An 11,310-nucleotide genomic window follows, 5' to 3' on the forward strand; every position below is an offset into this window, starting at 1 on the left:
AGAGCGATAAAAACTCCGCAAAAGAGCGGCTAAAATGCGTCGGCAATATTTGCTTACTGCCCCGATTTTACTTTTCACGCTGGCGCCCACATATACTGGTAACAATCGCCACAGGAGAGTCATCATGCAACGCGAAGAACAACAACTGATCGAAGGGCTGTTCAGCCGTCTGAAACAGGCTGAAAGCCAGACCGTGGCACGCGATGCCGCTGCCGAACAACTGATTAACCAGCATCTGCAGACGCAGCCGGGCGCGCCTTACTACATGGCACAGGCGATCCTGATTCAGGAAGCGGCGCTGAAAAAACTCAATGAGAAAGTATCGGCGCTGGAAAGCCAGCTGGCCCAGCAACAGCAGCAGCAACCTGCACAGAGCAGCGGCGGCTTTCTGTCCGGGCTGTTTGGCAGCGGTTCGCGTCAGCAGCCGCCTGTGCAGCAGCAACAGCAATCGTCACCGTGGAACAGTGCGCCACAGCAACCGGCTCAGCCGCAATATGCGCCTGCACAAGCGCCTGCACCACGCGGCACCGGTTTCCTCGGCGGCGCACTGCAGACAGCTGTAGGTGTGGCGGGCGGTGTGGTGATGGCCGATATGCTGACCAGCATGTTCCACCATTCACAGCCGGAAGAGATTGTGAATATCATCAATGAGCCACCCCTGCCCGATGTGAATGACAATCTCAACACCTTCAACGGTGGCGATGACAATGCCGATACCTTTAACGGCGGTAACGACAACGCCTTCCTCGACCAGAATACCGGCTGGGACAGTAATTATGCCGACAACAGCGATCTCAATGATTTTGGCGGCAACGATTACGACGACGACAGCTTCGTTTAACTTCAGCGTTTCTGCTGGGTGAGCCAGCTATCCAGCTCATTTGCAAACTGCTGGCGGTCACGCGGACTCATCGCCGCGGGGCCGCCGGTCTGCACGCCGCTTGACCGCAGGGTATCCATAAAATCCCGCATCGTCAGGCGTTCACGTATCGTCGCCGGTGAGTAACGCTCGCCGCGCGGATTCAGCGCCGCCGCACCCTTCTCAATCACCTCTGCTGCCAGCGGGATATCGGCGGTGATCACCAGATCGCCTGGCTGACAACGTCTGACGATCTCATTGTCCGCCACATCAAATCCGGCAGGCACCTGCAGGGTGCGCAGATACGGTGAGGGAGGCACACGCAGAAACTGGTTCGCCACAAAAGTGATGGTAGTTGCGGTGCGGTCGGCTGCGCGGTAGAGCACCTCTTTGATTACATTCGGACAGGCATCGGCATCGACCCAGATAAACATCATGATTCCTTACAGTCAGAGAAGAGTAAGATCTTGCCGGGTTCCCCCTAAATGGCAAATTTTATTTGCGGCGTGCTTTCCAGCCTGCGCCCGGCTGACTTGTTATTCAGGCTGGCTGAAGTAAGCTAGCTCACTGAGAAAAACGAATAATGTCCTAAGGAGATGGCGATGCTGGCAAAGAAAATCGGGTTTATCGGCGGGGGAAATATGGCGAAAGCCATTATCGGCGGACTGGTCAACAGCGGCAAAATCGCCCCGTCTGATATCTTCGTTTACGATCGCAAAGCAGAGACCAACCAGGCGATGGCAGAACAGTATGGCATTAACGCAGCGGAGAGCGCTGAAGCGCTGGCGCGTGAAGTGGACATCCTGTTCGGCGCGGTTAAACCCAATGTCATTCTGAAAGTCTTAAAAGAGCTGACAGGCAGCCTGAAAAAAGAGGCGCTGGTGGTGTCGATTGCGGCTGGGGTGACGCTCGATTCGCTCTCATCGGTGCTGGGTTACGATCGTAAAATTGTCCGTGCGATGCCGAATACACCCTCGCTGGTCAGCGAAGGCATGACCTCGGTCACGCCCAACGTGCTGGTTGAGCAGGCGGAAATCGACGAGGTGATAGCGATTTTTGAGAGCTTCGGCAAAGCGGCCGTGGTGGATGAATATCTGATTCACTCCGTGGTCGGCGTCAGCGGTTCTGCGCCGGCCTACGTGTTTATGTTTATCGAAGCGATGGCCGATGCGGCCGTACTGGGCGGCATGCCACGCGCTCAGGCCTATCAGTTTGCTGCACAGGCGGTGAAAGGGGCAGCGCAGATGGTGCTGACTACTGGGAAACATCCGGCTGAACTCAAAGATATGGTCTGCTCTCCGGGCGGCACCACCATCGAAGCGGTGAAAGTACTGGAAGAGAAAGGCATGCGCTCGGCGGTGATGGAAGCGATGCTGCAGTGCATGGCGAAGTCAGAGAAACTGAGCCGCAGCTAACAGAGTGAGTGTTGTTTCGCAAGGCGGCCCGCCACGCTGGCTGGCCCGCCTTGCTACCGGCTTAACTGATGTGCGCCTGACAGAGCGCCACCGCGTCGGCAAACGTCATCGGCTGCTGCATCCGCTCCACCAGCTCAGCGGTCAGCGTATACATGCCGCATGAGCAGATTGCCGCCAGCCTCCCCTGCTGGCCATAAAATGCCATAAACTTTTTATCCTCCAGCGAGCCAATCAGCTGGAATGAATCCCATTCTTTGGCATGGCCCAGATACTCATAACGAGTGCCATACTGCGTAGTCCAGAAGAACGGCACACGATCAAACGCGACGGTCTGGTCCAGCATATTCCATGCGGCGGTTTGTCCCTGCTGATGCGCGACGCGATAGTGCTCAATGCGCAGCGGCCCCTGTGCCGACGGATACGTGGCGATATCTCCCGCCACCCAGATATTGTCAGCGACCCGCAACTGCTCATCCGCCTGCAGGCTGCCATCCTCTGCCAGCGGGAGATCGTGGATAAAGTCGGTAGCCGGTTCGACCCCGGTGGCAAACAGCACCACCGTCGCGTCCAGCAACCGTCCGCCCTTGAGCTGCACGCCACTCACCCGCTGGTCGCCCTGTAAGGCTTCGATCTCGCCCTGCACCCACTTCACGCCGTTCTGCTCATGCAGCTGATAGAAATAGCGGCCAATCTGATCGCCAAACTGTTTAGCAAAGGGCAACGCCTGTCGGGCGATTATCGTCACGTCAATGTCACGATTACGCAGCGCCGACGCCAGTTCGGTGCCGATAAAACTGTTGCCGATAATCACGATTTTATGGCTGGCATCCACCGACTGGAGCAGCTCATCGGTCTGCGCTTTGCTGCGCAGCAGATAAACTCCTTCGAGATCGCTGCCTGGTAAATCGGGGCGGACTGGCGTCGCACCGCTGGCGATCAGCAGTTTGTCGAAGGCGAGCGTCTCGCCATCTTCGAAGATCAGCCGTTGCTGCTGGGCATCCAGGCGGCTCACGGTAGCCTGAAGCCGTTCAACGTGGTCCATCACATCCGCTTTCAGCAGCTGCGGCACCTCGCTGATATCCATTTTGCCCGACGGCACAAATTTGGTCAGCGCGGTGCGGTCGTAAGGCGCATCCGCTTCCCGCTCAACCAGAATCACGCGGCCTTTGAAGCCTTCATGGCGCAGACGCCACAGCGCCGCGCCGCCCGCCGCCCCACCACCGAGCACCACATAGACAGGTGCTTCTGTCCCACTGCCAATCGGCGCCGCGGCGGACATCGCTTTCGGATTCACCAGCACCCGGCCCTCTTCAATGCGTAGCGGATACTGTTTGAGATCGGCTAACGCCAGCGGTTCACACATTTTTCCACTGGCCAGATTAAACGCGGCTTTGTGCCACGGACAGACCAGCCGATCGCCGCAAATCGCGCCCTGCTCCAGCGGCGCGCCTGCGTGCGGGCATTTCGCCTGATAAGCACGTACATTGTCACCTTCGCGGATCAGCAACACTTCCACCTCGCCGAGCGTTTTTTTAACCGGCTGGCGCTGGGGCAGATCGTTCAGGTCGACGGTAAATTGATAGTTCACGGCATGGCTCCTTTAACGGTTCTTGTCTTGTGCTGCGCGGCAAAACAGAGTGCTGCGCAAATCCCCACAAACAGTAAGTGTGGCAAAAGAACCGGGAAGCCTGGCGATGAATGTTTATCAGAAGGTTAACATGCTGTTATAGAAGGGAATTTAATCAGCATTGCGCGGGAAGGAGAAGCGGCCACCTGCGTGGCCGGGGGGATAATCAGCTTTTTTTCAGGCACTGGCTCATAAAGGTTTTACGCGCATCGCCTGCCAGGTTTTTATCACCAGCTTCGCCGTTACAGCTTTTCATTTTCATCTGCTGCGGTGACATCTGCGACAGCTTGCTGTCCTTTTTCAGGCATTCACTCATAAAGGTTTTGCGCGCATCCCCTTTAAGATCCTGTGATTTAGCATGCTGGTTACACATCGTCATCTTCTCCTGCTGCGGGGTCTTTTCCGCCGCACCGGCCAGTCCACTGACCAGCAGGCCCGCCATCATCATCGCCATTAAACCGACTTTCATCTTGTTATCTCCACAGTGGATTGTCCTTTGTTATTCTGGCAGCGAATAAGCAAAGCGGAAAATGTTTCAGGTCAAAGTGATGTGAAGATCCCATTCCAGTCTGGCACTGGGATTGTTACTGACGAGGATGGCGGAGTAACTTTTCGATGTAATTGCGCAGCAGTTGCGCATTTTCATCTCCGGCATCGGCCACATTGTCTATTGCGGTTTCAATACTGGTGGTTATAGCCAGATGTTGTTGCGGCTCCAGCTTGCGAACCAGTGCGGTAACAACAATCTCCAGCGCTTCGATTTGCGCCATCTGCTCTTTGGCTGTCGCCTCTTTTTCAGCCAGCTTTACCAGCAATTCAGCAATCAGATTTTTCATGCTGTTATCTCAGCGGTGGAGAAAAGCTGAAATTATCACCACGCTGGCTAAAAAAACAGAGGGTAACCGCTACTTTTTTCAGTGAGTTAGCCCGCATTCCTCACCGTCTGCTCAGACGATTCCGGCTAACCTTGCGAGCGAAACGTTTTCCCTGCAATCAACGCTATGGTTAAACGTTTCGCCCGCCCGAAATCGGTCTTTTGCTTAGCGAGGATCGACAAATCCGCGGCCTGGTCCGCCGCCGTGTCCGCCCCAGCCACCGCCACCGCCGCCTGGGGGCGGGAAAATACATCCGCTTAATGCAGTAACCAATGCCACAACGGCAGCCAGCTTAAAGATTCGTACCATATCTACCTCAGGGTGATGAAATCGGGCTGAGTGTATGGAGCCACCTGCATGGCGACAAGTGAGATTCTTCCGCATCCGGCGACTATTCATCTTTGCTGACCAGACTTAACGATTTACCACCATTAAGGCGGCACAATCTCAACATCCCGGCTGGATTACAGCACAAATTATTTGTGCAAATCGGGAGGGTGAACACTTTACAGGCGGCTTAATTTTGCGCATTGTGAGCGCATTACATTTACAGGATATAAACATGACTCTCTCTCAGGCTGCTTTTAGTGACATCCTCTCCCGGCGCGACTGGGAAAATCCGGTCGTGACCTCGCTGCATCGGCTGGATGCGCACCCGCCATTCGCCAGCTGGCGAGATGAAGCAGCCGCGCGGGATGACAGCCCCTCGGCGTCACTGAAGAGCCTCAACGGAGAGTGGGGTTTCCGTTATTTTACGCAACCTGAAGCGGTCCCGGCCAGCTGGTTACTGCAGGATCTGCCGGACACCACGACCCTTCCGGTTCCGGCCAACTGGCAGATGCACGGCTTCGATGCGCCCATTTATACCAACGTGCAGTATCCGATTCCGGTCAATCCTCCACTGGTCCCCACAGAGAATCCAACCGGATGTTACTCGCTCACATTCAGCGCTGACGCAGCCTGGCTGGACAATGGGCAGACACGCATCATTTTTGACGGCGTAAACTCGGCCTTTCACCTGTGGTGCAACGGACACTGGATTGGCTACTCTCAGGACAGTCGTCTGCCCGCTGAATTCGACCTGACGCCTTATCTGCGGCCGGGCAAAAACCGGCTGGCAGTAATGGTGCTGCGCTGGAGCGACGGCAGTTATCTGGAAGATCAGGATATGTGGCGGATGAGCGGCATTTTCCGCGATGTCACGTTAATGCATAAACCGCAGGTGCATCTGGCCGATGTTCAGCTGGAAACCCGGCTCAGCCCGGAGTTTTACCGTGCCGAATTGCGTGCCCGGATCCGTGTTGCTCTGCCAGATGACGTCAGCTCGCGCTATCAGCTGCGCCTGACGCTGTGGCAGGGTGACCAGCAGATTGCTCAGTGTCAGCAGCCGCTGGGCAGCGCCATTATTGACGAGCGGGGTCACTATCCCGAACGCGCCCTGCTCAGCCTGCCGGTGGAACAGCCTGCGCTGTGGAGTGCCGAAACACCCCATCTCTATCGCGCCACGCTGGCGCTGCTGGATGAGAATCAGCAGCTGATCGAGGTGGAAGCCTATGATGTCGGCTTCCGTCAGGTCACCATCGACAACGGCCTGCTCTGCCTGAACGGCAAACCGCTGCTGATCCGTGGCACCAATCGTCATGAACATCATCCGGAGCGCGGTCAGGTGGTGGATGAGGCGACGATGCGCCGCGACATTGAGCTGATGAAGCAGCACAATTTTAATGCGGTGCGCTGTTCGCATTACCCTAATCATCCGCTCTGGTACCGGTTATGCGATCAGTATGGGCTTTATGTGGTGGATGAGGCCAATATCGAAACCCACGGCATGCAGCCGATGAACCGGCTCTCCGATGATCCCCGCTGGTTCGCCGCCTATAGCGAACGTGTGACGCGCATGGTGCAGCGCGATCGTAATCACTGCAGCATTATTATCTGGTCGCTGGGCAACGAGTCAGGACATGGTGCCACACACGATGCGCTCTACCGCTGGGTAAAAAGCAGCGATCCAACCCGTCCGGTTCAGTATGAAGGCGGCGGTGCGGATACCGCTGCTACCGATATCATCTGCCCGATGTATGCCAGGGTTGATGAAGATCAGCCCTTCCCGGCGGTGCCGAAATGGTCGCTGAAAAAGTGGATCGGTCTGCCGGGTGAGACGCGTCCGCTGATCCTGTGTGAGTACGCGCATGCCATGGGCAACAGCTTTGGCGGTTTTGCTAAGTACTGGCAGGCCTTCCGCCAGTTTCCGCGTCTGCAGGGCGGCTTCGTCTGGGACTGGGTTGATCAGAGCCTGACCCGCTATGACGATCAGGGCGAACCCTGGCAGGCCTACGGCGGCGATTTTGGCGATAAACCCAACGATCGTCAGTTCTGTATGAACGGGCTGGTATTTGCCGATCGCACGCCGCATCCGGCGCTTTATGAGGCGCAGTGCGCCCAGCAGTTCTGGCAGTTTGCCGTCGATCCCGGCGATCCGCTGAGCTTTACGGTCAGCAGCGACTATCTGTTCCGCCACAGTGACAACGAAGTGCTGCGCTGGCGCATCGAACAGGCGGGTCGTGTGGTGACGGAAGGAGAAGTGCCGCTGGATATCGCTCCACAGGGCCAGCAGCGGATCACGCTGCCGTCACCGCCAGCATTACAGGGCGAATGCTGGCTGAACGTCGCGGTTCATCAGATTCAACCGACCCAATGGAGCGCCGCTGGCTGGCGTGTCGCCTGGCACCAATGGGCGCTGCCCTCGTCGCTGGCGCTGCCATCAAAACCGGAAAGTGGCGACGCACCGGGCCTGCACGATGATACCCGTGAGATTGTCATCACCCATCAGCAGCAACGCTGGCATTTTTCACGCCACAGCGGCGAACTGACGCAGTGGTTTGTGGATGAACAGCCAACGCTGCTTTCACCGCTTCAGGACTGCTTTATTCGCGCGCCGCTCGACAATGACATCGGCACCAGCGAAGCGGAACGGGTTGATCCCAATGCCTGGGTCGAGCGCTGGAAAGCAGCGGGTTATGACCAGATGAGCAGCCAGCTGGTGTCGATGACGGCGAATACGTTGCCACAGGCGGTGCAGATTGAGACGCTGCACAGCTGGCTCGCCCATGGCCAGATCGCCTTTATCAGCCGTAAACGTTATCTGATCAATGCGCAGGGTGAATTGCAGTTGCAGCTTTCCGTTGAGCAGTCGCGCGGATTGCCCCCGCCCGCCCGCATCGGATTACGCTGTGAGCTGACGCAGATACCACAACAGGTGAGCTGGCTCGGCCTGGGTCCGCATGAAAACTATCCCGATCGCCAGCTGGCCGCGCAGTTTTCCCGCTGGGAGCTGCCGCTGGATCAGCTCTCAACGCCTTATGTTTTCCCGGGTGAGAACGGTCTGCGCTGCGGCACCCGTCAGCTCGACAGCGGCAGCTGGCAGGTCAGCGGCGATTTCGCTTTCTCACTGAGCCGTTTCAGCCTGGAGCAGTTGCGAGAGGCATCACACCGCCACCATCTGCGTCCGGAAGCGGGCTGCTGGCTGCATCTGGATGCCTGCCACATGGGTGTCGGCGGCGATGACTCCTGGAGCCCCAGCGTCAGTCCTGAGTTTTTACTGACTCAGCAGCGCTGGCAGGCTGAACTGACGATTTGCCAGCCGACGCGGGCAGCGCTGTCTTCGGACGCCGGTAAAAGCGCTTCAGAAACAGCACGTTAATCAGCACGACCACGGCGGTGGCAAAAAAGACCCAGCGGAAACCGGCCACCGCCGACACCGCGGCGCCCAGCAGCGGACCCGCGACATTGCCGAGATACATAAAGGACTGGTTATAGCCGAAGATCCGGCCGGTGATGTTGTCACGCGAGTGACGCACCAGCAGCGTCTGCACCGCGGGCATCATCGCGCCATCGGCAAAGCCCAGCAGAAAACGTAATACCCCCAGCTGTGTCGTGCTGGTGACAAACGACATGGCGATAAACAGCAGCAGCGAGATGACCATCGTTGCCAGCAGGATACGCTGCGTGCCGATGCGATCGCCCAGTCGTCCCAGACGAGGCGCGGCCAGCAGTGCAGAGACGCCAGGCAGCGCGGCAATGACCCCGCTAAGAAAAGCGATATTCTCAGCGGTGGGTGCCAGTTCCCGCACAAAGAGCGTCAGGATCGGGTTCACCGATCCGTTGCACATCTGAATCACCATGGTGGTGAAAAAGAGGCAGAGCATCAGTTTTGGATTATCCAGCGAGCTGAAAACCTCGCGTCCGCTGAGCTTCTCCTTTTTACTCACCGGGGTGTAACCGGTCTCCTTGATCAGGAACAGCGTCACCAGAAAGCTGACCATCAGCAGCGCTGCGGTGACAATAAACACCGTACGCAAACCGACCCAGTCTGCCAGCAGCCCGCCCAGCATCGGCCCCAGAATCACCCCGCCAATCTGACCGGTTGAGACACAGCTCAGCGCCCAGCCGCTGCGTTCACGCGGCACCTGAGCGGCCACCAGCGCCATGGCGTTGGGAATATATCCGGAGGTCAGCCCCATCAGGGCACGCAGCAGCAGCAACTGCCAGGCTTCGGTGACAAAAGCCTGTAGCAGAATTACCACGCCCATGCCAAAAGCGGCGCGCAGCAGCATCAGCTTACGGCCTTTACGATCGGCAAGACTGCCCCACAGCGGGGCTACGGCCGCCGAAACCACAAAGGTGATACTGAAGGTTAGACCCGACCAGAGGCTCAGTGATTCGCCACCGGTTATGCCAAGCTGCTCAAGGTAGAGCGGCAGAAACGGGATGATCTGGCTGATGGCCAGGCCGGTAAAAAAACAGCCAAACCAGACCGAGATCAGGTTTATCTTCCAGGGTTCTATAGTGCGTGGCATGAGCAGATATTTTAAAGAGAGGGAATGCTCAGTCTAACGCGGCTATTCTCAGCGTGACCGACAAAACATGGCACAAATGGCAAAAGACCGGATTCCTCTTTGATTCAGCGCAATCACCGGCGCAAATTTTCCAGCCCGCCGGGTTTTTAGCGCGAAGCACGCGGGCGATGGTCTGGCCGGACGCAATTTTCCCTGACCCGCCCCGTCAATATAGAAAAATATGTCATTCTGTTACTGACAACTCTTCCCCCCGCTTCTATGTTTAAAAAACCGCCAGCCGCGGCGGTGTGGCAATCTTTTTAATCGGCGCGACATCCTCCGCAAAAAACGGTGCAGACCGTCCGGCTACGCTGAGGCGAACCAGCTTATTTCATGGTTAAACGCCCTTATGCTCAGGCGTAAGGGAGGGAGTCTTGTTTTAGCGGAGGTGGGTAATGAGAGTACAACCTGACAGCGCCAGCCGTGCTATCAGCGACTATTTTAACAGCCCGGACTGGCGAATACCGCCTGAGTCCGATCTGCTGGCGGTGATTCTGCGTGAAATAATGGAAGCGGGAGAACCCGCGACCAATAAAGCCCTTATTGCGCGGGTTATCGATAAACTGGAAGTGGAAGGCGACGAGACGCAGTTGCAGCGTTATCGCACCCTGCTGGCGCAGTTAATCGACACGCAGCCGGAGGCGTAAACCAACCACCTACTTCACCCAACGCAATTTATCCGCTTCGCTGATACTGGCTCGTCCGCTGCTGCGCTGAAACAGGCACAGCTCCCGTCCACGCTTATTTTTCATCTGCGGCTGGGGATAGCGTCCCTCCAGCAACAGTGCGCTGTAGCCCGTGTTGTCGTCATACTCGATCGCCTCGCCCAGCACCTTTACTTTGCTCAGATGACTGGCGTTAATGCAGGCCTGCACCATCACCTGACGGCTCTTTTGCCAGGCCTCTTCACTGGAAGCCTGCGCCAGTGTGCAGCTGAGTAACAATGCGGGCAGAAGTGCCCCGATTATGCGTTTCATCTTCTCTGCTCCTGTTACGGCCCGAAGCCGCTAAAAAAATTCCCGCCGGGGCGGGAATAAACAAGACGAGCACTATCTATTGTGTGACGAGGAAGTTTCTTAAACGCGCTGCTATCCTCGCCTGCCGTTATGACAAACCTATGACATCTTTGCCATTAACCACAATAAACTGAGCTGATATTGCCATTTTTGTCAGCCAGGAAGTTCAGCCGGTTAAGGTTGAAGTCCATGGTGACGGCAGAATTATAGGGAATGGCGCGGACCTTCTGTTCGAAGTGCTGACCCTGCAGCGCGGTTAACGGTTTACCGACATAATTCTGAAACTGAGAGGCACCACAGCGGTCAGCTTCGGGATCCTGTGCCACACTGGCGGTATCGGGCTTAGAGGCAGATTGACAGGCGGTTAATGCAAACAGCCCCATTACCAGCAGCCCTTTTCCATAAAATTTCACGTTTATTCTCCTGTTGGACGTGTAAAACCCTGCCCCAAGAGTAGCAAAGCGCACCTGCTGACCTGAACCCCTAAAAAGTAAAGTTGTTACAGCAGCATTAAACGGGTCGCAGCACAGGTCATCTTTTAAGATTAATCGCACTCATTGCCTAAAAAAAGCACAGCGGACCACTACAATATTAAGAATAGTCTTAGCCCTGTGGAGGTCATG

The 11,310-nt window shown here is 56.6% G+C and carries 11 protein-coding genes; 4 read left to right on the plus strand and 7 right to left on the minus strand.

The annotated features are described in order from the left end of the window. Positions 1-124: 124 nt before the first annotated feature. Positions 125-841: a DUF2076 domain-containing protein gene (locus OK409_RS10155; protein WP_264367025.1), complete on the plus strand. Its 717-nt coding sequence runs from the start codon at positions 125-127 to the stop codon at positions 839-841. Between the two features lie 2 nt (positions 842-843). On the opposite strand, the gene OK409_RS10160 is transcribed toward OK409_RS10155, so the two are convergent. Continuing rightward, positions 844-1,293 (minus strand): YaiI/YqxD family protein, encoded by a 450-nt coding sequence (locus tag OK409_RS10160; protein WP_010255266.1) that lies wholly within the window; start codon positions 1,291-1,293, stop codon positions 844-846. A gap of 168 nt (positions 1,294-1,461) precedes the next feature. Here OK409_RS10160 and proC point away from each other — a divergent pair, with 168 nt between their 5' ends. Then, complete coding sequence (gene proC / locus OK409_RS10165; protein ID WP_010255263.1) at positions 1,462-2,274, plus strand: pyrroline-5-carboxylate reductase; 813 nt, start codon at positions 1,462-1,464, stop codon at positions 2,272-2,274. A 61-nt stretch (positions 2,275-2,335) separates the two neighbouring features. On the opposite strand, the gene OK409_RS10170 is transcribed toward proC, so the two are convergent. From OK409_RS10170 to iraP, 3 genes are all read right to left on the minus strand, one after another. Continuing rightward, entirely contained in the window at positions 2,336-3,862 is a 1,527-nt protein-coding gene (locus tag OK409_RS10170) for an FAD-dependent oxidoreductase (RefSeq protein ID WP_264367026.1), read from the minus strand. Positions 3,863-4,067: 205 nt separating this feature from the next. Then, positions 4,068-4,370, minus strand: a complete 303-nt coding sequence (locus OK409_RS10175) for a PsiF family protein (protein ID WP_264367027.1) — start codon at positions 4,368-4,370, stop codon at positions 4,068-4,070. A gap of 115 nt (positions 4,371-4,485) precedes the next feature. Next, complete coding sequence (iraP, locus tag OK409_RS10180) at positions 4,486-4,737, minus strand: anti-adapter protein IraP (protein WP_010255252.1); 252 nt, start codon at positions 4,735-4,737, stop codon at positions 4,486-4,488. Positions 4,738-5,338: 601 nt separating this feature from the next. Between iraP and OK409_RS10185 the strand changes: the two genes are divergently transcribed. After that, entirely contained in the window at positions 5,339-8,476 is a 3,138-nt protein-coding gene (locus OK409_RS10185) for a beta-galactosidase (protein ID WP_264367028.1), read from the plus strand. Here the strand turns inward: OK409_RS10185 and OK409_RS10190 are convergent. Beyond that, positions 8,358-9,632, minus strand: coding sequence for a multidrug efflux MFS transporter (locus OK409_RS10190; protein ID WP_319633920.1), 1,275 nt, complete (start codon positions 9,630-9,632; stop codon positions 8,358-8,360). The two genes, OK409_RS10185 and OK409_RS10190, sit on opposite strands and share 119 nt — an antisense overlap. Before the next feature lie 434 nt (positions 9,633-10,066). Here OK409_RS10190 and OK409_RS10195 point away from each other — a divergent pair, with 434 nt between their 5' ends. Then, positions 10,067-10,318, plus strand: a complete 252-nt coding sequence (locus tag OK409_RS10195) for a biofilm development regulator YmgB/AriR family protein (protein ID WP_010255246.1) — start codon at positions 10,067-10,069, stop codon at positions 10,316-10,318. Positions 10,319-10,327: 9 nt separating this feature from the next. Here OK409_RS10195 and OK409_RS10200 read toward each other — a convergent pair whose 3' ends face one another. Next, positions 10,328-10,648: a hypothetical protein gene (locus OK409_RS10200; RefSeq protein ID WP_033756735.1), complete on the minus strand. Its 321-nt coding sequence runs from the start codon at positions 10,646-10,648 to the stop codon at positions 10,328-10,330. Positions 10,649-10,803: 155 nt separating this feature from the next. Then, the gene (locus OK409_RS10205) at positions 10,804-11,100 is read right to left on the minus strand and encodes an I78 family peptidase inhibitor (RefSeq protein WP_062758274.1); all 297 of its coding nucleotides are present in this window, start codon (positions 11,098-11,100) and stop codon (positions 10,804-10,806) included. Positions 11,101-11,310 lie beyond the last annotated feature (210 nt).

Source organism: Pantoea sp. RG18 (assembly GCF_025910075.1).
Classification (GTDB): Bacteria; Pseudomonadota; Gammaproteobacteria; order Enterobacterales; family Enterobacteriaceae; genus Pantoea; species Pantoea agglomerans.